Source organism: Streptomyces sp. NPDC056835 (genome assembly GCF_042789485.1).
Taxonomy (GTDB): domain Bacteria; phylum Actinomycetota; class Actinomycetes; order Streptomycetales; family Streptomycetaceae; genus Streptomyces.
This window is the reverse complement of the sequence record NZ_JBHUBB010000018.1, coordinates 1-20,835: the sequence shown is the minus strand read 5'-3', so window position 1 is coordinate 20,835 and position 20,835 is coordinate 1. Positions and strand designations below refer to the sequence as shown.

General features: G+C 70.6%; 17 protein-coding genes and 1 pseudogene. 4 read left to right on the top strand and 14 right to left on the bottom strand.

Annotation, left to right across the window (positions count from 1 at the left end; translation table 11 throughout):
* Positions 1–29: 29 nt before the first annotated feature.
* The 4 genes from ACFRMN_RS21280 to ACFRMN_RS21265 are packed head-to-tail and all read right to left on the bottom strand — an operon-like array spanning position 30 to position 4,115.
* Complete coding sequence (locus ACFRMN_RS21280) at positions 30–353, bottom strand: HypC/HybG/HupF family hydrogenase formation chaperone (RefSeq protein ID WP_383021789.1); 324 nt, start codon at positions 351–353, stop codon at positions 30–32.
* Positions 354–407: 54 nt separating this feature from the next.
* Entirely contained in the window at positions 408–2,852 is a 2,445-nt protein-coding gene (gene hypF / locus ACFRMN_RS21275) for a carbamoyltransferase HypF (protein WP_383021786.1), read from the bottom strand.
* Positions 2,849–3,709, bottom strand: a complete 861-nt coding sequence (hypB, locus tag ACFRMN_RS21270; protein ID WP_383021784.1) for a hydrogenase nickel incorporation protein HypB — start codon at positions 3,707–3,709, stop codon at positions 2,849–2,851. The genes hypF and hypB overlap by 4 nt, the downstream gene beginning before the upstream one ends.
* The gene (locus ACFRMN_RS21265) at positions 3,693–4,115 is read right to left on the bottom strand and encodes a hydrogenase maturation nickel metallochaperone HypA (protein ID WP_383021781.1); all 423 of its coding nucleotides are present in this window, start codon (positions 4,113–4,115) and stop codon (positions 3,693–3,695) included. The genes hypB and ACFRMN_RS21265 overlap by 17 nt, the downstream gene beginning before the upstream one ends.
* Positions 4,116–4,263: 148 nt before the next feature.
* Between ACFRMN_RS21265 and ACFRMN_RS21260 the strand changes: the two genes are divergently transcribed.
* A complete protein-coding gene (locus ACFRMN_RS21260) occupies positions 4,264–4,662 on the top strand; it encodes a helix-turn-helix transcriptional regulator (RefSeq protein WP_383021779.1) in 399 nt (132 codons plus the stop codon).
* Positions 4,663–4,724: 62 nt separating this feature from the next.
* Here ACFRMN_RS21260 and ACFRMN_RS21255 read toward each other — a convergent pair whose 3' ends face one another.
* The 8 genes from ACFRMN_RS21255 to ACFRMN_RS21220 form a co-directional block, all read right to left on the bottom strand.
* Complete coding sequence (locus ACFRMN_RS21255; protein ID WP_326614118.1) at positions 4,725–4,883, bottom strand: DUF6893 family small protein; 159 nt, start codon at positions 4,881–4,883, stop codon at positions 4,725–4,727.
* A 5-nt stretch (positions 4,884–4,888) separates the two neighbouring features.
* Complete coding sequence (locus ACFRMN_RS21250) at positions 4,889–5,455, bottom strand: hydrogenase maturation protease (RefSeq protein ID WP_383021774.1); 567 nt, start codon at positions 5,453–5,455, stop codon at positions 4,889–4,891.
* 1 nt (position 5,456) lies between these two features.
* Positions 5,457–7,034, bottom strand: a complete 1,578-nt coding sequence (locus tag ACFRMN_RS21245; RefSeq protein ID WP_383021772.1) for a hypothetical protein — start codon at positions 7,032–7,034, stop codon at positions 5,457–5,459.
* A complete protein-coding gene (locus ACFRMN_RS21240) occupies positions 7,031–7,672 on the bottom strand; it encodes a DUF6084 family protein (RefSeq protein WP_383021769.1) in 642 nt (213 codons plus the stop codon). Before ACFRMN_RS21240 ends, ACFRMN_RS21245 begins: the two co-directional genes overlap by 4 nt.
* Positions 7,669–8,409 carry a DUF5947 family protein gene (locus ACFRMN_RS21235; RefSeq protein ID WP_383021766.1) on the bottom strand — a complete coding sequence of 247 codons (741 nt, stop codon included), beginning with the start codon at positions 8,407–8,409 and terminating at the stop codon, positions 7,669–7,671. Before ACFRMN_RS21235 ends, ACFRMN_RS21240 begins: the two co-directional genes overlap by 4 nt.
* On the bottom strand, positions 8,406–9,359 hold the full coding sequence (locus tag ACFRMN_RS21230; RefSeq protein ID WP_383021764.1) for a NifU family protein: 954 nt from the start codon (positions 9,357–9,359) through the stop codon (positions 8,406–8,408). Before ACFRMN_RS21230 ends, ACFRMN_RS21235 begins: the two co-directional genes overlap by 4 nt.
* A gap of 55 nt (positions 9,360–9,414) precedes the next feature.
* Entirely contained in the window at positions 9,415–11,199 is a 1,785-nt protein-coding gene (locus ACFRMN_RS21225) for a nickel-dependent hydrogenase large subunit (RefSeq protein ID WP_383021761.1), read from the bottom strand.
* A 204-nt stretch (positions 11,200–11,403) separates the two neighbouring features.
* Positions 11,404–12,492, bottom strand: a complete 1,089-nt coding sequence (locus ACFRMN_RS21220; protein WP_383021758.1) for a hydrogenase expression protein HypE — start codon at positions 12,490–12,492, stop codon at positions 11,404–11,406.
* Between the two features lie 316 nt (positions 12,493–12,808).
* On the opposite strand from ACFRMN_RS21220, the pseudogene ACFRMN_RS21215 reads away from it, so the two are divergent.
* Positions 12,809–13,061: pseudogene (locus tag ACFRMN_RS21215) on the top strand (hypothetical protein); the annotation flags it as partial.
* Between the two features lie 97 nt (positions 13,062–13,158).
* On the opposite strand, the gene ACFRMN_RS21210 reads toward ACFRMN_RS21215, so the two are convergent.
* Entirely contained in the window at positions 13,159–13,410 is a 252-nt protein-coding gene (locus tag ACFRMN_RS21210) for a hypothetical protein (RefSeq protein ID WP_383021756.1), read from the bottom strand.
* 14 nt (positions 13,411–13,424) lie between these two features.
* Positions 13,425–14,570: an anion permease gene (locus tag ACFRMN_RS21205; RefSeq protein ID WP_383021753.1), complete on the bottom strand. Its 1,146-nt coding sequence runs from the start codon at positions 14,568–14,570 to the stop codon at positions 13,425–13,427.
* A gap of 393 nt (positions 14,571–14,963) precedes the next feature.
* On the opposite strand from ACFRMN_RS21205, the gene ACFRMN_RS21200 reads away from it, so the two are divergent.
* Together ACFRMN_RS21200 and ACFRMN_RS21195 are read left to right on the top strand one after the other, a co-directional pair.
* Entirely contained in the window at positions 14,964–17,864 is a 2,901-nt protein-coding gene (locus tag ACFRMN_RS21200) for a carbohydrate-binding protein (protein ID WP_383021751.1), read from the top strand.
* Between the two features lie 92 nt (positions 17,865–17,956).
* Positions 17,957–20,617: a ThuA domain-containing protein gene (locus ACFRMN_RS21195; protein ID WP_383021748.1), complete on the top strand. Its 2,661-nt coding sequence runs from the start codon at positions 17,957–17,959 to the stop codon at positions 20,615–20,617.
* Positions 20,618–20,835: the final 218 nt, after the last annotated feature.

Genomic DNA, 20,835 nt, shown 5'->3' with positions numbered 1-20,835 from the left:
TCGCAGGACTCGCAGGACTCGCAGGACTGTCAGGGCTCAGGACTCAGGACCGGCGGCGGCGTGTCGGCCGGACGCTCGGCCCCCGCCTCCCGCGCGGCCCGCCCCCACGCGTCGCCGAACTCCTCCTCCAGAACGCCCAGATTCTCGAAGAGCCGCAGTGTCTGCTTCGCGGACTCCTCGTCGAGCCGCTGGAGCGCGAAGCCGACATGGACGATCGCGTAGTCACCGACCTTCATCTCGGGCACGTACTCCAGACAGACGTCCTTGATGACGCCGCCGAAGTCGACCTGGGCCATCCGGGTTCCGTCACGCTCCTCGATCTCCAGCACTCTGCCGGGCACGGCAAGGCACATCGCTCCTCCTTCACGTCAACCGGTGGTCCGGCCGGAACCCCGGCCGGTGGTGGCTCAGCTCGTCGTCGTCCGGGCGGCGATCATCAACTGGCCCAGCGCCAGCCCGCCGTCGTTCGGGGGCACCGTGCGGTGCCGCAGTACGGTGAATCCGTCGCGCTCCAGCCGCTGCGCACAGCCGCTGGTCAGCAGGGCGTTGCAGAACACCCCGCCGGTCAGCGCGACGGTGGCCAGGCCCGTACGGTCACGGGCCGCCCGGCACACCTCGTGCACCAGCGAGACGACCGCGCCATGGAACCGCGCGGCCACCGTGCTCGCGTCCGCGCCCGCCCGCAGGTCCTCGACAGCGGCGGCCAGTACGGGCGCGGGGTCGGCCATCAGCGGGGCGTCCCCGGACCTCGGAGCGGCGGGCAGCCCGAACCGGTAGCCGAAGGACCGTATGTCCCCGGCCGCCGTCAGCGCCGCGTGCTCCAGCTCCATGGCCGCCTGGGCCTCGTACTCCACGCGATGGCACACCCCGGCGAGCGACGCGACCGCGTCGAACAGCCGCCCCATGCTGGAGGTGGGCACGCAGCTGATACCCCGGTCGAGCTGACGCTCCAGCAGCCGCCGTTCGGCGGGCGGGCACGCGGCGACACACGGCAGATCCTCGGACCAGGGCAGCCCCGCCGCCCGCAGATGGGAGAGCGCCATGCGGTACGGGTTGCGTACGGCCGCGTCGCCGCCGGGCAGCGGCACATACGCCAGATGCGCGAACCGCCGGAAGCCGTCGTAGTCCGCGAGCAGCACCTCACCGCCCCACACGGCGCCGTCGTCGCCGTAGCCGGTGCCGTCGAAGGCCACACCGATCACCGGCGCCGAGCCGTCCAGGCCGTGTTCGGCCATCGTGGACGCCACATGCGCGTGATGGTGCTGGACGCGGCGCACCGGGCGGCCCTCCGCGTGGCGGTCCGCCCACTGGCCCGAGCGGTAGCCGGGATGCTTGTCCGCGACGAGCACCCGCGGGGTGACCGACGCCAGCTCCGAGAGCTGGTCCACCGCGCTCTCGTACGCGGTCAGTGTCGCCAGGTCGTCCATGTCACCGACATGGGCGGACAGCCACGCGTACCGGCCCTCCGCGACGCAGAAGGTGTTCTTCAGGTCCCCGCCGACCGCGAGTGCCGCTTCCACCGGGACGGGCAGGGCGACCGGCAGCGGGGCGTAGCCGCGGGAGCGCCGTACGGGAAGCTCCTGGCGCGCGCAGACCCGTACCACCGAGTCGTCGCACGGCACCCGCACCGGCCGGTCGTGCGTCAGCCAGGCGTCCGCGAGACCGTCCAGCCGGATCAGCGCCTCCTCGTCATCGGTGACGATGGGTTCGCCTGAGCGGTTTCCGCTGGTCATCACGAGTACGGGCGGGCCCGCCGGATCGCCGGGCAGGCCCAGCAGCAGATGGTGCACGGGCGTGTAGGGCATCAGCACCCCGAGGTCGGGACTGCCGGGCGCGACACCGTCCGTGACGAGCGACCAGGACCGTGACCCCGCTCCGGCCGTACCGCGGGCCCCGGGCCCTGACCCGTCACGGCGCCGCAGCAGGACGACGGGTCTGCTCCGGCCGAGCAGCAGATCACGCTCCAGCGGGCTGGTGAAGACAAGGCGCTCCACCGTCTCCAGCGAGCCCGCCATCACGGCGAACGGCTTCGCGCCACGGTTCTTGCGCGTGCGCAGCGTCTGTACGGCGGACGGATCGGAGGCGTCGCAGGCGAGGTGGTAGCCGCCGAGCCCCTTCACCGCCACGACCGCTCCCGCGGCCAGCAGCCGGCGCGCCCCGGCCAGGGCGTCCTCACCGGTCGGCGCCGCGCCGGTGGACCCCCGGGTGATCAGGGTGAGCCGGGGACCGCAGGCGTGGCAGGCGACGGGCTGGGCATGGAAGCGCCGGTCGGCGGGGTCCGCGTATTCGCGCGCGCAGTCGGCGCAGAGCGGGAAGCCGGCCATGGTGGTCAGCGCCCGGTCGTACGGCAGCCCGGTCACCACGGTGAACCGGGGGCCGCAGTGGGTGCAGCTGATGAACGGATGACGGTAGCGGCGGTCGCCCGGGTCGGCCAGTTCGGACAGACAGGCGTCACAGGTCGCCATGTCGGGGGAGACGAGGGTCCGGCCGCTGCCGCCCGCCGAGGGACGGATGGTGAACCCGCTGCCCCCCGCGGTCGGTACGGTCCGGAGCTGGACGGATTCGACGACGGCCGTCGGGGGAGCGTCGGAGGCGAGCCGCTGACAGAACGCGGTGACGGCGCGGCTCGCCCCCTCCACCTCCGTCTCCACACCGTCCGCGTTGTTCGTGACCCAGCCCGTCAGGCCCAGTTCACTGGCGAGCGCGTACACGAACGGCCGGAAGCCGACGCCCTGGACGACACCGCGTACGACGGCACGCCGGCGTTCGAGGGGGGCGCGGTGTGACCCCGGGGGAGCGGCGGCACTGTCGGTTCCCGCATCCGTGCCGGTGTCCGTGACGGGTCGGCTCATGGCGTGTCTGCCGCTCCGGGGACGCGGACAGGGACGTGGACTGAGTCCGCGGCGGGGTGTCCGTGGGAAGGGCCGTCCCCGTCCCCGCGCCCATCCCCGTGCCCGTCCCCGTGCCCGTCGTGGGTATGGCCGTCCTCGTCACCGTGATGGTGGTGCAGATACCGCTCGTGCTGATGCGCGAGCACCGGCTGGTGTACGGGGGCCCCGTCGGCGACCCCGAGGATCAGGGCCAGCAGTTCGTCCACCCCCGCGCCGGTACGCGCGGAGGTCTCCAGCACCGGCACGCCCGGGTTCACCTGCCGCACATTGCGGTGGAACGCCGCCGCGTCGAATTCGACGGCCTCGGCGATATCCGTCTTGGTGATGACCACGAGATGGGCCAGGCCGAACGCCGTCGGGTACTTGAGCGGCTTGTCCTCGCCCTCGGTGACGGAGCCCAGCACGATCCGCAGGCTCTCCCCGAGGTCGTAGGAGGCAGGACAGACCAGGTTGCCGACGTTCTCCACGAAGAGCACCCGGGTGTCCCGCGGCAGCCAGCCGTCCAGACGCTCCCGGAGCATCCCGGCCTCCAGATGGCACAGTCCGTCCGTGAGTACCTGCTTGACCGGCGCCCCGGCGCGGGCGAGCCGCCGCGCGTCGTTCTCGGTGGCCAGATCCGCGGTTACCGCGGCGACGGTGACACCTCCGGCGACGGCGCGGGCGAGCAGCAGCTCCAGCAGGGCCGTCTTGCCGCTGCCCGGACTCGACAGCAGATTCACCTCCGCCGTTCCACGGGCGGCGAGATGCTCACGCAACTCCGCGGCGCCGGCATCGTTCTTGGCCAGCACGGCTTGACGCAGATCAACCACTCGGCACATGGGTTGCCTCCTCGGGCGTATCCCGATCGTCACCGCTGACCGGGCTCGGCGCATCCGAGGGATCCGTGAGGACGACCTCGGCGATCTCCAGCTCCCGTCCCGACAGCAGTTCGCCGAGCGGGCGCGCGCACGGGGCGCACCACAGCATCGGCGGCACGCCGGTGTCACTCTCCCGGCCGCAGCCTCCACAGCGGGCGCGGCCGGGGACGGTGTCCACCTCCAGCCGGGCCCCGTCGAGCACGGTCCCCTCGCTCGCCAGCCCGAAGGAGAACCGGAGCGCCTCCGGCACCACACCCGCCAGCTCGCCGATCCTCAACCGCAGCGAGGTGACGCGACCGCCGCCGTTGGTACGGACGGCTTCCTCCACCTGGGCGACCACGGCGGTGGCGATGGACAGTTCATGCACGGCTCTCACCTCGTCAAGGAGTCCCGTCAGGTCCGGCGGGCCCCGGTCGCACCGACGGCGACGGCTGGCCCGGCGGAACCGGGCTGGTTAGCGTGGGAAAGGGCCACTCACCGCACCGTCGCACGGCCACCCGCAGGAGATCGCCGCCATGACGACGCACGACACCGAACGCCGGGCGCTGATGACCCCCGTCATCCTGCTGCTGCTCTCCGAACGGCGCGGCCACGGATACGAACTGACCCAGCGGCTCGGCGCGTTCGGCTGGGCCGAGGCCGAGTCCGCGCATGTGTACCGGCTGCTGCGCGGCATGGAGAGGTGCGGGCAGATCTCCTCCCAGTGGCGGGCGTCCGCCTCCGGGCCGGCCCGGAGGGAGTACGAGATCACCGCGGCCGGGTCGATGACCCTGGCGCTGTGGTTCGTCCGGCTGGGGGAACTGCACAGCACGCTCCACCTGTTCCTGGAGCGCTACGTCCAGCTGAACGGCCCGGACCTCGCCGGGCGTGACGCCGGCGCGCGGCCGCTGCTCGGGCACCCGCCCACCAACTGACCCGCCCACCAACTGACCCGCCCGCCACCTGATCCTCCCGCGTCTCCCGCCTCTCCCACGCCTCACATGCGCCGCATACGCAGATACCGGCGCAGGTCGGGTACGGACTTCGCCGTCTCGTACGCCACTCCGGCCATGACCACCCCGGCGCAGACCCACAACCAGGTCAGATCGGCGTCCCTGGCGTGGTCCATCCCCTTCATCGGACGCGTCGTGTGCATGGAACTCATCTCCTTCGGTGTGCCGTGCCGGCGACCGCGCCCGGCGGCCGCCGTACGAGGTCGAGTACAAGGTCCGCCGCCGGTCCGACGGCGGCGGCCACCGGCTCGCTCAGCCCGATGCCCTCCTCGGCGGAGAGCGGCTGGCAGCCGACCACTTGGACGTGTTGGGGGAGGGTGCCGCCCGCTCCGGCGTGCAGATCCCCGACCAGCCGGAGCACCGCCGCCGGGTCCATCCCGTGCCCGTCCAGCCGGGTGGGCGGTGTTCCCTCCGGCGTGGTGCCCGCCGGGTCCACCTCGATCACATAGACCGTTCCCGGGGGAGCGCCGCGGTCGACGGTGTCGACCAGGATGAGCCTGCGGTAGCCGTCCAGCAGCCGGTAGGCGAGATGGACACCCCGGATACCCGCGTCCATCAGATCGACACCGGGCGGCAGCGGCCGGCCGGTCAGCCTGCGGACGGCCTCGACGCCGAACCCGTCGTCGCCGAGGAAGATATTGCCGATGCCCGCGATCAGGGTCCTGCCGTGCGAACTGTCCGGCAGCGGTACGGAGACGGAGTCCGTGGCGGCCATGTCAGCCCCCTCCTTCGCCGTCCGGCGCGGGAGCCCGCGCGGGCTCCCGCACGGGATTCACCTCGTCGGGGCGGAAGTAGAGGAACCGGCCCTGCTCGCGCCGTACATCGGCGCCGGGATCCCCGTCCACGGTGACCGCGATATGGGTCTCGCCGTCGAAGTCCTCCAGCACCGCCTCGACCGTCGCCTCACGGCCCGCGAGGAAGATGTCCTGGGCGTCGGACCTGCGCGATCCCGGCTGGAGCAGCACTCTGCTTCCGATGCCGAGCACCTGCCCGTCAACGGTGACCGTGTCCCGGCCCGGCGCCGATGTCGCGTCCTGGGCGGGGTCCCACCAGGGCAGTCCGGGGCCGGTGGGCAGCCGCGGCCCGGCGGCGGGGGGCAGGGCGGACGGCGGCATGAAGGTCAGGTCGATACCGGGGTCGTCCGAGGGCGGCACGGCGCCGGGGACGGCCCCGGCGGTCGTACGGCGGGCCGGACCGCTCGTCACCTCGCCCGTCACCTCGCCCGTCACCTCGCCCGTCACCTCGCGCAGCCCGCGGATCGCGCCGTGCAGCCGCTCCCACACCTCGGCCGGCATACCGTCCACCAGATCGATCACCTCGGCGGCACGGGCGTCCGTCCCGCGCGCCTCGCGCTTCTCCCGTTCGGTGAGCGCGGCCGTACGCAGCGAGAGGATCTCGTCGATCTCGGTGGCGTCGTAGAGCGGACCCGGACTCTCCGCCGCGACCTCGGGATGGTCGTCGAGGATGATCGGAGAGGACAGCATGACCTCGTCCCGGCCCTCTCCGCGGGCCAGCGCCGGCCAGGTGTGTTCATTACGGCAGGTACGCGCCGCCGGCCGGGCCCACTCCGGCGGGTCCGCCATCGACAGGAACCGCCCGCCGGGCAGGCCCAGCAGCAGATGTGCCCCGATCAGGCTGTACGGCAGAGCGGATTCGCGGTCGCCGCGCTCACGCGGGCCGGGCTCCCAGGCCGACACATTGCGTACGGTCGCGGTCAGCCGCAGCGCCTTGTACGGACCGGGCAGCGGCTCGGTGGCCAGCAGGATCTCGCCCGCCAGCGGCCGGCTGTGGCGTACCAGACGTCCGACGACCCCGGCCCCGCCGTCGTGCACCGGCTCGTGCTCCACCCCGCCGGGCAGCTCGAACCGCAGAGTGTGCCCCTCCCCGGCGAGTTGGCCGAGCGGCACGTCGAGTTCGACGCGCTCCTCCTCGCCCTCGTCCCAGGGCACCAGCACCCGGTCGGGCAGGTCGAGTTCGGCCACCTCGGTCCAGCTCTCGCCGTCCGGTGACAGGCGCTCCACCGAGCGGCGGCGTACGTGGAGGAACCGCAGCTCCACGAGGAGCCGGTCGGCGCCGCGGGGTTCCAGGAGGCATTCCGTACGCTGCCGGCTGTGCTCGCCGCCCGCGTCCTGCCAGGCCGGCGGCACCAGCACGCCGAACTGCCAGCGCAGTTGGTTCTTCCGCGCGGAGGCACGGTACGGATACAGCACATACCCCTCGAACAGCAGCGCGTCCGCGACCCGGCGGGCCTCGGTGAAGCCCGCCGTCACCCGGTCCACGGTGTTCCCGGTCATGGCTGCCTTCCTCTTTCGGCGGTGCGCAGCAGCTCCTCGAAGACCCGTTCCCAGGAGGGCAGGGCCCGCTCCGAGCGGTAGCGGCGCAGGGATTCCAGACAGTCGTCGCGTACCCGCAGCCAGCCGGAGCCGGGGAAGTACTGCTCGATCATGTTCTGCCAGACCTTGACCGGCATCCGGAAGCCGGCCTCCTTGTGCCAGGGGACCGGCTCCGCCGTGAACCCGCGCTCACCGGTGAAGACCGTGCCGGAGAAGAGCAGCAGGAGCGGGACCTCACCGCCGGCGAGGGCGCGGAAGTACTTGGCGGACGCCACCTCCATGTCGTACGTGCAGGCCACCGGCAGTTCGATCTCGGTGGCGCCCGTGAAGCCGGGCACAGTCACCGAGGCATGGGCGAACTGGAGCGGTTTGAGCGTGCTGCTCCACCGGTCGGGCTCGCCGAAGAGATCGCCCAGCATCTCCATCTCGGCCGGGGTGTAACGCCGTTGGACGGGCTCGATCCGGAGCTGGCAGCGCAGCGCCACGGCATGCACCCGCGCACCCCCGGCCGCCTCGATCCGCAGCCGGAACAGCAGGGTCGGGCCGGTGCCGTACGGCTCCGGCCGTACATCGAGACAGGAGAACTCCAGCTCGGTCATGGGCCGTCCTCCTCGGCCGGCTCCGTCGGCTCGGCCGGCTCGGCCGGCGGGCGGGCCTTGGCCCGGACCCGGGCGAAGAACTCCGCCAGATCCGCGCGCGCCTCGGCGCCGCCGTCGAACCCCTGCCAGTGCAGCCGCATCCGGCCCACCAGCTCGTAACAGGCGTCGACCGGCACGAGATAGCACTCGCCCGTGCCCAGTCCCTCCGCCTCACGCTCGCGCCGGATCAGCAGCGCCTCGACGTCGGGCCGCAGCAGCGCCGCCAGCCGGCTGTGGCCGAGGACATCGCGCCAGGTCTCCGGATCCAGCTCGCTCTCCGTGGCGCCCGCGGGGCTGGGGTAGAACGCGGCCAGCCGGTCCAGCTCGGAGTTGCGGAAGAAGAAGGCGAGACCGACGGGGATCTGGAGCCGGTTCCAGCTCTCCTCGTCGAGGGTGAAGTGCGGGTCCGTCAGATACCGGTCGGGCACCGCGCGGAAGTGGCCCGCGCCCGCGCCCGGCCGGGTGAACAGCAGATAGCAGCCGGTGCAGGCGCACATCAGCGACCGGTTACGGATGTCGACCAGATGCCGGTGCTCACCGGACAGCGGCTCGGCGCACAGCTCGCACCGCTCCCGCGCGGGCGGCGGGCGGCGGGTGAAGCCGCGCAGCCCGGCCGGGCCCGATACGGCGGCCGGTCCGGCCGGGGAGTGCTCCGCTGTGCCGGGGGCGCCCCGTGCCGGGGCGGGCCGGGCCGTCATGGCCCCGCCGCCAGCAGGACGCCCGGCAGCGCCACCCGTACGGCACCGTTCTCCTCCAGCAGGGGGACGGGCTCCAGATGGCCGCGCTCGCCCTGCCCGGCCCGGCGGATGTCGTACTGCGCCGCGCAGGACGGACATCGCAGCCGCTCGCCGTCCACCGTCGCGCCGCCCAGCCGGCCGGCACAGCCCGGACAGTGGTCGCGGTACGCGTACAGATTGCCGGGCAGCCGGATCAGCAGCAGCGGGGTGCCGGCGCTCTCGTACACGGTGGACTCGCCGTCGGCCAGAGCCCGCAGCCCCGTCAGCGGCTGCCACTCGGCCGCGCCGCCCGCCGACCGGATGCCGTCACTCGCGGGGACGTCACCGGCGGGGACGTCACCGCCCGGCGCGTCCGGGGGCCGGGACATGATGTGGAGAAGCTTCGGCTGCGGCTCCTCCTCCGTCACGCCCTCGACCTCCACCTTCGAGATCTCGGGGACGCGCCGGGCCACGGCCTCCTCGATCGTCCAGCGCACGGTCTGCGCGGAGGACGGACAGCCGTCGCAGCTGCCCCGCAGCCGCAGCCGGAGTGTGAGTCCGTCCGCTCCCTCCTCGCCCTCCGGGTCGATCCCGGCGATGTCCACATCGCCCGCGTGCGACCCCAGATACGGGCGGACCTCGTCCAGCGCCCGCCCCACCCGGGTCAGGGTGTCCTCGGGGTGGAGGTCGTGCAGCACCAGCAGTCCGCCGACGAGTTCGTCGCCGCCGAGCAGGGTCAGCGGGTCGGTGCCCTCCGGTGCGTCGCGCAGCAGCTCGACCACACGGGCCAGCCCGCTCCCGTAGAACTCGACGATGCTGTGCACGAGTTCGTCCGCGAGATCGCGCCCCGCGGGCCCCATCGATCTCCCGAGATCATCGAGCAGGGCGGCGATATGCTCACCCGCCTGCCGCTCCTTGGCCGTTGCTGCCATGTCACGGTGCCTTTCCTCCGCTGGGGACGGCTCCTTCCGGGGAGACCCGCGTGGCTCAGCCCGCGAACCCGCTGAGCCCGGTGGGCATATGGGTCTCCTGGACGGTCCTGCCGCCGCCGACGTACATATGGACGCCGCACGGCAGACACGGGTCGAAGCTGCGCACCGCCCGCATGATGTCGATGCCCTTGAAGGAGTCCGGGGGGTTCTCCTCGAAGATCGGGGTGTTCTGCACCGCGTCCTCGTACGGGCCCGGTGTGCCGTAGGAGTCACGCACACTGGCGTTCCACGGGGTGGGCGGGTACGGATGGTAGTTGGCGATCTTGCCGTCCCTGATCACCATGTGGTGGGAGAGCACACCGCGTACCGCCTCGGTGAAGCCGACGCCGATCGACTCGTCCGGCACCTCGAAGCTCTCCCAGGTCTGGGTGTGACCGGAGCGGACCTCGTCCATCGCCCGCTCCGCGAAGTGCAGCGCACAGGCGGCGGCGTAGGCCTGGAAGTAGGTGCGCGCGCGGTTGCGCTCCAGCGCGTTGCTCCACTGGGGGATCCGCCACTCGAAGGTGGTCTCCGGCTTGGTCATGGTGCGCGGCAGATTGATCTCGACGCTGTGCCCGGTGGAGCGCACATAGCCGAAGTCGACCAGTCCCGACAGCGCGGTGGACCAGAGCCGGGCGAGGGGGCCGCCGCCGGTGTCCAGCGCGAGATGGTCCGTACCGTCGAACCAGCGCGGGGACATCACCCAGCTGTACTTGTCCGCGAAGTCCCGCTTCTGCGGGGCGGGGATGGTGTGCTGGTTCCACGGATGGCGCCCGTCCACCGGGTTGCCCAGCGGGTCGCGCTCGACGAACTTCTCCTGGCCCTCCCAGTCGTCGTAGTACGAGCTGCCGAGCAGGATCCGGATGCCGAGGTTGATGTCGACGAGATCGTTGGTGATGAGCTTGCCGTCGACGATGATGCCCGGCGTGACGAACATGCGCCGTCCCCAGTCGGACATGTTCCGGTACGTGAAGTCGCAGTGCTCCGGGTCGTTGAAGGCGCCCCAGCAGCCCAGCAGCACCCGGCGCCGGCCGACCTCCTCGTACCCGGGCAGCGCCTCGTAGAAGAAGTCGAACAGATCGTCGTGGAGCGGGACGACCCGCTTCATGAACTCCACGTAGCGCGTCAGCCGGGTCAGATAGTCCGTGAACAGCTGGATGGTGGCCACGGTTCCGACGCCGCCGGGGTAGAGCGTGGAGGGGTGGACATGCCGTCCCTCCATCAGACAGAACATCTCCCGGGTCTCCCGGCTGACCTGAAGCGCCTCACGGTAGAACTCGCCCTCCAGCGGGTTGAGCGAGCGCATGATGTCCGCGATGGTGCGGTAGCCGTGGTCGCCCGCGTGGGGGGCCTCGGTACGCTCGGCCAGCTCCAGGACGCCGGGGTTCGTCTCGCGGACCATCTTCTCGCAGTAGTCCACCCCGACCAGGTTCTCCTGGAAGATGTTGTGGTCGAACATGTACTCCGCGGCCTCGCCGAGGTTGATGATCCACTCGCCGAGGTGCGGGGGCTTCACGCCGTACGCCATGTTCTGCGTGTACACCGAACAGGTCGCGTGGTTGTCACCGCAGATGCCGCAGATTCGGCTGGTGATGAAGTGCGCGTCCCGGGGGTCCTTGCCCCGCATGAAGACGCTGTAGCCACGGAAGACGGACGACGTGCTGTAGCACTCGGCCACCCGCTTCTGCTTGAAGTCGATCTTCGTGTGGATACCGAGGCTGCCCACGATCCGGGTGATCGGATCCCAGGACATCTCCATCAGGCCCTTGCTGTCCTCGGCTCGCTTCGTCGTCGGCGCCATGGGGTGCGCACCTTTCCTCAACGGTGGGGGGACTGGATCACCACGGGGTGGGACCACGGGGTCGGACCACAGGGTGGGTGGGACCACGGGGCTGGCTCGCGGGGTTGGCTTGCGAGGCTGGCTCGCGGGGCTGGGCCGCGAGGCTGGCTCGCGGGGCTGGGCCGCGGGGCTGGGCCGCGGGGCTGGATCACCGCACGGGGCGGTTCACCACGGGGGCTGGTAGCCGGTCAGGACCTTGTCGCCCTTGCGCCGCCACTTCGGTTCCTTGTCGACGGTCCTGGCCGTGACACCGCGCAGCTTGCGGATGACCTTGCCGTAGGCCCCGCTGGCCGCCGCCGACACATGGCCGCCGGGTGGCTCGTCCATGAAGGGCATGAACTTGTCCGGGAAGCCGGGCATCGTGCAGGCGATACAGATGCCGCCGACATTGGGGCAGCCGCCGACGCCGTTGATCCAGCCGCGCTTGGGGACATTGCACTTGACGACAGGGCCCCAGCAGCCCAGTTTCACCAGACACTGCGGTGAGCCGTACTCGGTCGCGAACTGGCCCTGCTCGTAGTAGCCGGCCCGGTCGCATCCCTCATGGACGGTGGCGCCGAACAGCCAGGTGGGGCGCAGCTGTTCGTCGAGCGGGATCGTCGGCGCGGATCCGGCCGCCTGGTAGAGCAGATACAGCAGCGTCTCCGACGCGTTGTCCGGGTGGACCGGACAGCCGGGGATGCAGACGATCGGGATGCCCGCCCCGGACTTCCAGTCCCAGCCCAGATAGTCGGGCACACCCATCGCACCGGTGGGGTTGCCCTCCATGGCGTGGATCCCGCCGTAGGCCGCGCAGGTGCCGATGGCGACGACGGCCAGCGCCTTGGGGGCGAGGCGGTCGATCCACTCGCTGGTGGTGATCGGCTGCCCGGTCTCGGGATCGTCGCCGAATCCGCACCAATAGCCCTCGCGCTTGATCGATTCATTCGGAATGGATCCCTCGATGACGAGCACGAAGGGTTCGATCTCCCCGCGGTCCGCCTTGAAGAACCATTCGACGAAATTGTCGGCGCCCTGCACGGGGCCGCATTCGAAATCGATCAGGGGCCAGTGCACGGCCACTTTGGGCAGTCCGGGAAGGGCGCCGAGCGCTATTTCCTCGATACTCGGCTGGGTGGCCGCGGTGAGTGATACGGAGTCCCCGTCGCAGCTCAGACCCGCGTTGATCCAGAGAATATGGACCGTCGGGTCTTCTGCCTCATTCTCTCCGCCGGGCGTCGCGCCGCCCTCGGTGACCGGTGTGGCGGTATCCATCATCCCCTCCTCGCGGGAATCGGCGTGAGGCTTCAGAGAGGGGTGCGCACACGACTGGCGCGCCTCTCCCACGAGCCTCCCTCCATGGATAACCGCGACGGGGGGATTCAGGTAAGTGCGGGATGGTCCTATGAACCCGTCGACGGGTGCGCCGACGAGGAGACCGGGCCCCTCCTCGCCCCGCTGAACCTTCGGTGAACAGGGGCGCACGGAGCAGCGAAGTGGGCGGCCCGTCGCCCATGGCGACCGTACGGTGACCGGACGATTTCGCCATCGGTCGCTTGTTCGAGTCCGGGTTTTCGGGGGGCGCACGGCCATGGAATGGCTCAGCGCGGAGAACATCATCGCTGTCGGTACCGCGGTCCTCGGTATCGCCGCTTCACTGGGGGTGCTCTGGTACGAGCGGCGCGTACCACGGCGCACCCGCATCGGCTACCGGGTCCAGCTGGACACCCCGGTGAGCGGCGCGGAGCGACAGCGTCTATCTGCCCCGGGTGCCGCTCAACCGCGGCCAGCACTTCAAACTGCTCGTCCTGCTCACCGGGGGTCAGGTCGGCGACGCGATACGGCATGGCCATCTGCCGTGCTCCTCGCCGAAGGGGCAGCGCCTGTGCGCCGGTGGCACCGCCTGGGACCGGACAGGGCCTAGGACTCGGGCGGGGCCGCTCAGTGAAACTGCGGGACGATCAGATAGAGGCCGTACGCGACCGCCGCCGCGCAGGCGAGGAAACAGAGCGCGGCGACGGCCTTGGCCCCCGCGGTCGCCGGACGGACCCGGGCTCCGTCCCTGCGCCGTACGCCGTTCACGTCCCGCGGTGCCAGGGCACGTACGCCCAGCGAGAAGACGATCACGACCCCCACGGTGGCGCCGATGCTGACGAGGGCCACCTCCCCGAAGTCGTTCCAGTTCAGAGCCATGCGGTCTGCTCCCTTCAGGCCTTCGCCTTGGCGGTTCCCGAGCGGACGGTCACGGTGCGCTCCTCATTGACGTTGCCCGGTGTGACGGGATGCCGCCGGGAGACGATCACGATGAAGGTGGCCACGGCCGCGGCGGCCAGAGAGATGACGATGGTGCCGATGGTTCCGCCGTGGACGACCATCACGGCGGCGAGCGCGCCGACGGCCGCCGCGGCCGGCAGGGTGACGCACCAGGCGATGAGTATCCGCCCCGCGATTCCCCAGCGGACCTCCGCCAGCCGCCGGCCCAGCCCCGCGCCGAGGATCGCGCCGGAGCAGACCTGGGTGGTGGAGAGGGCGAAGCCCAGATGGGCGGAGGTGAGGATCACGGTCGTGGCGGACGACTCGGCGGCGAACCCCTGGGGAGCGCGGATATCGGTGAGGCCCCGGCCCATGGTCCTGATGATCCGCCAGCCGCCGATATAGGTACCGAGGGCGATGGCCAGCCCGGCCGAGCCGATCACCCAGAACGGCGGTCCCGAGCCCGGCGCCAGCGTGCCCACGGAGATCAGGGTGAGGGTGATGACGCCCATGGTCTTCTGGGCGTCATTGGTGCCGTGCGCCAGGGAGACCATCGAGGCGGAGACGACCTGCCCCAGCCGGAACCCCCGGTCGACCGAGGCGCCCCGGCCCCGCACGGTCAGCCGGTAGGCGAAATAGGTGGCCCCCAGCGAGGCGATCCCGGCCACCAGCGGTGAGGCGATCGCCGGAATAATGATCTTTTCGAGCACCTGGTCGAAATGCACGCCATGCCGCCCCGCGCCCACCCACACGGCGCCGATCAGGCCCCCGAACAGCGCGTGCGAGGAGCTGGAGGGCAGACCGAGCAGCCAGGTCGTCAGATTCCACAGAATGGCACCGATCAGCCCGGCGAAGACCATGCCCGGGGTGACCAGAGCGTCGTTCACGATGCCGCCGGAGATCGTTCTGGCGACCTCGGTGGAGAGAAACGCGCCCGCGAGATTCAGTACACCGCTGATCAGTACGGCGATCTTGGGACGCAGCGCCCCGGTGGCGATCGAGGTCGCCATCGCGTTCGCGGTGTCATGGAATCCGTTGGTGAAGTCGAACGCCAGGGCGGTCAAGATCACCACTGTCACAAGAAAAGTGATGTGGTCCATTCATCTCATACAAGCGCAGCCGCCGGTGTCCGGACGCCGGGGGGAGTGGGGACACCAGGTGCTTCCTCCCAAAGGATGAGTGGATCAGCCACTTCACGCCGTGCGCCGACGGGGGGCGCCCGGGGGCGTGCCCGAACGGGCGCCGAGGGGCGCGACCGGAATTTTGACACGGCCTTGACAAATTATGGCGCCGTTGCCAGCATGCAAAACTCTCGCGAGATTTCGCAATCCGTTGATGCCGCATCGAAACACTCCGCCAAAACGGTTCCACTGCGCCACGGGTGACGGGACATCACCCGTGTACGCAGGCTTCGCCACCAGTGAGACGGCAGCGTGCTTTCGCGTGCCCGCATGCCTGGCTCACGCCCCCCACCAGGTCAGGAAGGAAGCTCGATGTCTGGACCGTCAGCACTGTCAGGGCCGCCGAAACGGAGGCGGACATGGTCGAGATGGCTCTCCGTTCTCGCGCTGATCGTCGCGGGCGGTGCCGTCACCGGCCCCGCGGCAGGTGCCCCCGCCCCCGAATCCGCCGCGGTGGCGCCCGCCGCGCCCGCCGCCCCCGCGGCCATTCCGGCTGCCGACTACCAGCAGGTACAACTGGCCCTCGGGGCATCCGAGTTGGGCGAGGCGATGTCGCTCGCGGTGCTGCCGGACCGCGCGGTCGTACATACCGCCCGCGACGGCACGGTCCGTTTCACCGACGCCGCGGGCAACACCAAGACGGCCGGGAAGCTCGACGTCTACACCCATGACGAGGAAGGGCTCCAGGGCATAGCGGCCGACCCCGGCTTCGCCTCCAACCGCTATCTCTACCTGTACTACTCACCCAAGCTGAACACCCCGGGGGGCGACGCCCCGGTCACCGGCTCCGCCGCCTCCTTCGAGCCGTGGAAGGGCCATCTCAATCTCTCCCGGTTCACCCTGAAGACCGATGGCACCCTCGACATGGCCAGCGAGAAGGTCGTCCTCGAAGTGCCCAACGACCGAGGCCAGTGCTGCCACGTCGGCGGGGACATCGACTTCGACGCCGCCGGGAACCTCTATCTGACCACCGGTGACGACACCAACCCGTTCGAGTCGAGCGGCTACTCGCCGATCGACGAACGGACCGACCGCAACCCGCAGTTCGACGCCCAGCGCTCCTCCGGCAACACCAACGACCTGCGCGGCAAGGTCCTCAGGATCAAGCCCACGGCCGCCGGCGGCTACACCGTCCCGGCCGGGAACCTCTTCGCCCCCGGTACGGCGCAGACCCGCCCCGAGATCTACGCGATGGGCTTCCGCAACCCCTTCCGGATGTCGGTCGACAAGGCCACCGGCATCGTCTACCTCGGCGACTACGGACCCGACGCCGGGGGCACCGACGGGGGCGGGCGCGGACCCGCAGGCCAGGTCGAGTTCAACCGCATCACCGGACCCGGCAACTACGGCTGGCCGTACTGCACCGGCACGAACACCGCTGCCGAGACCTACGGCGAGTACACCTTCCCGAGCGGGCCAACCGGGGCGAAGTACAACTGCGCCGGCGGCCCGGCCAACAACTCCTTCCGCAACACCGGTCAGGCCACGCTGCCCCCGGCCAAGCCGAGCTGGATCAGGTACGGCGGCGACGCCGGATCCCCGCCCGAGTTCGGCGGCGGCTCCGAATCGCCCATGGGCGGACCCGTCTACCGCTACGACGCGAACCTGAACTCGAATGTGAAGTTCCCGCAGTCCCTCGACGGCCGCTTCTTCGCCGGTGAGTACGGCCGGAAGTGGATCAAGGCCATCGAGGTGAAGGCCGACGGCACCCCCGGCGTCATCGAGGCCTTCCCATGGACCGGCACCCAGGTCATGGACCAGGCGTTCGGCCCGGACGGCGCGCTGTACGTCCTCGACTACGGCACCGGTGCCAATAACCAGGCCCTCTACCGCGTCGAGTACCTGGGCGGCAGCAACCGCAATCCGGTCGCCGTCGCGGCGGCGGACAAGACCTCGGGACCGACCCCGCTCACCGTCGCGTTCTCCTCGGCGGGCAGCGCCGACCCCGAGGGCAAAGCCCTCACCTACTCCTGGGACTTCGGCGACGGCTCCACGTCCACCGCGGCCAACCCCTCGCACACCTACACCACCACGGGGACCTTCCGCCCGACCCTGACGGTCAGGGACCCGGAGGGGCTCACCGGCACAGCGAGCCTGGTGGTGACGGCGGGCAACACGGCGCCGACCGTCAATCTCACCGCCCCCAAGGACGGTGAGCTGTTCTCCTTCGGTGACACCGTGCCCTTCTCGGTCACCGTCAGCGACCCCGAGGACGGGGCCATCGACTGCGCCAAGGTGAAGGTCACCTATCTCCTGGGCCATGACGAGCACCGTCACGCGATCACCTCGAAGAACGGCTGCACCGGCACGATCGCCGTGCCCACCGACGGTGAGCACGACAGCGCCGCCAACCTCTACGGTGTCTTCGACGCCGAGTACACCGACGGCGCCGGACTGACCTCGCACAGCATCCGTATTCTCCAGCCCCGCCACCGGCAGGCCGAACACTTCTCGGCCCAGTCCGGCATCCAGGTGGCCGCTCACGGCTCCGCCGAGGGCGGCAACACGGTCGGCTTCACCGACAACGGCGACTGGATCTCCTTCAAGCCCTACGCGGTGGGCAACGCCAACAAGATCACGGCCCGGGTCTCCTCCGGCGGCCCCGGCGGCACGATCGAGGTGCGTACGGGATCGGCCACCGGCACCCTGCTCGGCACGATGACCGTACCGACGACCGGCGGCTGGGAGACCTTCACCGACGTCTCCGCCAACCTCACCAACGCACCCGCCGCCTCGACGGAGTTGTTCCTCGTCTTCAAGGGCGTCACGGGACAGGGCAACCTCTTCGACGTGGACGCCTTCACCTTCACCACCGGCAGCGGTGCCACCGGCCAGACGGTGGAAGGGGAGTCGTACACCTCGTCCCAGGGTGTCCAGATCGCCGACCACGCCTCGGCCAGCGGCGGCAAGACGCTCGGCTTCATCGAGAACGGCGACTGGGCGGGATACGCGTCCGTGCCCACGGCCGGGACCAAGACCTTCAGCGCGAAGGTCTCCTCGGCCGGCGCGGGCGGCACCATCCAGATCCGCTCAGGATCGGCGACCGGCGCACTGCTCGGCTCCGTCGCCGTCCAGCCCACGGGCGGCTGGGAGACCTTCACCACCGTCTCCACCGCCCTGACCGGCACCGCCGCCTCCGGAGCGCTGTTCCTCTCCTTCACCGGCGGCGCGGGCTCCCTGTTCGACATCGACACCCTCACCCTCACCAAGTGAAGAGCGGGAAAGGGACCGTGATGTTCCATCAGCCCCCACACCGACCGTCCGCCGGCCGACGCCGAATACCGTCGGCTCTGGCCTCGGCCCTCGTGGCCGCCCTCGCCCTCATCGGGGCGTTCCTGACACCGGCCGTCACCGCGCAGGCCGCCGACCCCGCCTACAAGGTGCTCGTCTTCTCCAAGACGGCGGGCTTCCGCCATGACTCCATCCCGGCCGGTACCCAGGCCATCCGTGATATCGGCGCGGCCAACAACTTCACGGTCACGGCCACCGAGGACGGCGCCGCCTTCACCCCGGCCAATCTGGCCGGCTTCAAGGCGGTGGTGTTCCTCTCCACCACCGGCGACGTACTCAACGCCACCCAGCAGTCCGCCCTCCAGGCGTATGTCGACGGAGGCGGCGGCTACTTCGGCATCCACGCGGCGGCCGACACCGAGTACGACTGGCCCCAGTACGAACAGCTCGTCGGCGCCTGGTTCAAGAGCCACCCGGCGATCCAGCAGGCCACGCTGAAGACCGAGGACCGGGCCAACCCGGCCACGGCCCACCTCGGCCAGACCTGGTCCAGGACCGACGAGTGGTACAACTACCGGACCAATCCGCGGTCCAACGTGCGCGTGCTGCAGAGTCTCGACGAAAGCAGCTACAGCGGCGGGGAGATGAGCGGCGACCACCCCATCACCTGGTGCCACGCCCAGGGCAGCGGCCGGTCGTTCTACACCGGTCTCGGCCACACCGCCGAGTCGTACACCGACCCGGCCTTCCGCTCCCTGCTCCTCGGCGGAATCCGGTACGCGGCGGGCTTCGCCAAGGCCGACTGCCGGGCGGAGAGCGGCTACACCCCGATCTACAACGGCTCGACCACCGGCTGGTCGCAGGCCGGCCCCGGCAGCTTCACCAACACCGACGCCACCCTCACCTCGCAGGGCGGCATGGGGCTCTTCTGGTACCGCGCGAAGGAGTACAACGGGTACTCCCTCAAGCTCGACTGGAAGATGCAGGGAGACGACAACTCTGGTGTCTTCGTGGGCTTCCCCGCCTCCGACGACCCCAACTCGGCGGTGAACCAGGGGTACGAGATCCAGATCGACGCCACCGACGCCGCCGACAAGACCACGGGCGCGGTCTACGGCTTCAAGTCGGCCGACATCGCCGCCCGGGACGCCGCGCTCAACCCGCCGGGGGAGTGGAACGGATACGAGATCCGGGTGGAGGGGGAGCGGCTCCAGGTCTTCCTCAACGGTGTGAAGATCAATGACTTCACCAACACCGACCCCGCCCGGTCGCTGGCACAGGGCTACATCGGCATCCAGAACCACGGCACCGGCGACGACGTGTCCTTCCGCAACATCCGGATCAAGGAACTCGGCGGCACCGGCACGACACCGTCGACCTTCGAGGGCGAGTCGTACACCTCGTCCTCCGGGGTGCAGCCCGCCGACCATGCCTCCGCCAGCGGCGGCAGGACCCTCGGCTATATCGAGAACGGCGACTGGGCCGGCTACTCACAGGCCTCGCTCGCCGGGACCAGGACGTTCACCGCGAAGGTCTCCTCGGGCGGTTCGGGCGGCACCATCCAGGTACGCTCCGGATCAGCCACCGGACCAGTGCTCGGCTCACTGGCCGTACCGAACACCGGAGGCTGGGAGAACTTCCGTACCGTCTCCACCGCGCTGACCGGCACCCCGACAGGCCCGGTCTTCCTCACCTTCACCGGCGGGGCCGGCTCCCTCTTCGACATCGACACCTTCACCCTGGAGAAGCAGGCGGTGACCGCCGCCCTGTCGTCCAATGTGCATCTCTTCTACTACCCGTGGTACGGCAGTCCGGTGAAGAACGGCAGCTACCGCCACTGGCAGCAGGGCGGCCGCACCCCGCCGCAGGACATCGGCGCCGACCTCTACCCGAAGCTGGGGGCCTACGACTCCGGTGACTTCGCCGGAGCCGTCGCCCAGCACATGCGGTGGGTCAAGCAGTCGGGCGCCGGTGTCATCGTCTACAGCTGGTGGGGGAGGGGCGGTTACGAGGACACCCTCGCCAAGGGCGTGCTGGACGCCGCCCAGCAGCAGGGCGTCAAGGTGGCCTGGCACATCGAGCCGTACGCGGGGCGCACCGCGGCCTCCGTCGTCTCCGACATCCAGTACCTCAACTCCACCTACGGCAGCCACCCCGCCTACTACCGCGACGCCGAACACAACAACCGCCCGGCCTTCTACATCTTCGAGAGCCTGAGGATCACGGACTGGGCCGCCCTCGACCAGGTCACCCAGAACAACACGGTCCTGGCTCAGACCACCGACACCTCCAAGATCGCGCACTTCTCGGGGCTCTACACCTACGACGGCATCGCGGGCGCCACCGCCCCCGGCTGGAAGCAGGCCGGCGACTACGCCAAGGCCAACGGTCTGATCTGGGCGCCCTCGGTGGCACCCGGCTATATCGACGACCGCGCGGTGCCGGGCAACACCACACCCACACTCGGCCGGGACAACGGCGCCACCTACGACAAGGAGTGGAACAACGCACTCGACCCGGCCATCGGCGGATCGCCCACCTGGGTCTCCGTCACCTCCTTCAACGAGTGGCACGAGGGCAGTTCGATCGAGCCCGCCGCAGCCAACCCGCCCGCCGGTTTCGGCTACGAGACCTTCTCCGGCGCGTACGGGAAGACCGGGGCCGAGGCGGAGACCGTCTATCTCGACCGTACGAAGTACTGGGTGGGCCAGTTCGACGCACGCCGCGTGCGCTGACGCCGTGACCGGCTGATATCCCACGCGGGGACCGCCCGAGCGGTCCCACCGGACGGGCCCCGGCTTACCACCGGGGCCCGTTCCGGCTTAGAGGCCGCGCGGATTGGTGGGGCGGCGTCGCGTGCCGATGGGCGGCGCCCGGCGGCGTTGTCGTCGGGCGCCGACGCTCCGCGTTGCCTTCCTCCTCCGCCTTGCCGGGCTTGCCCCTCGCCCCGCTC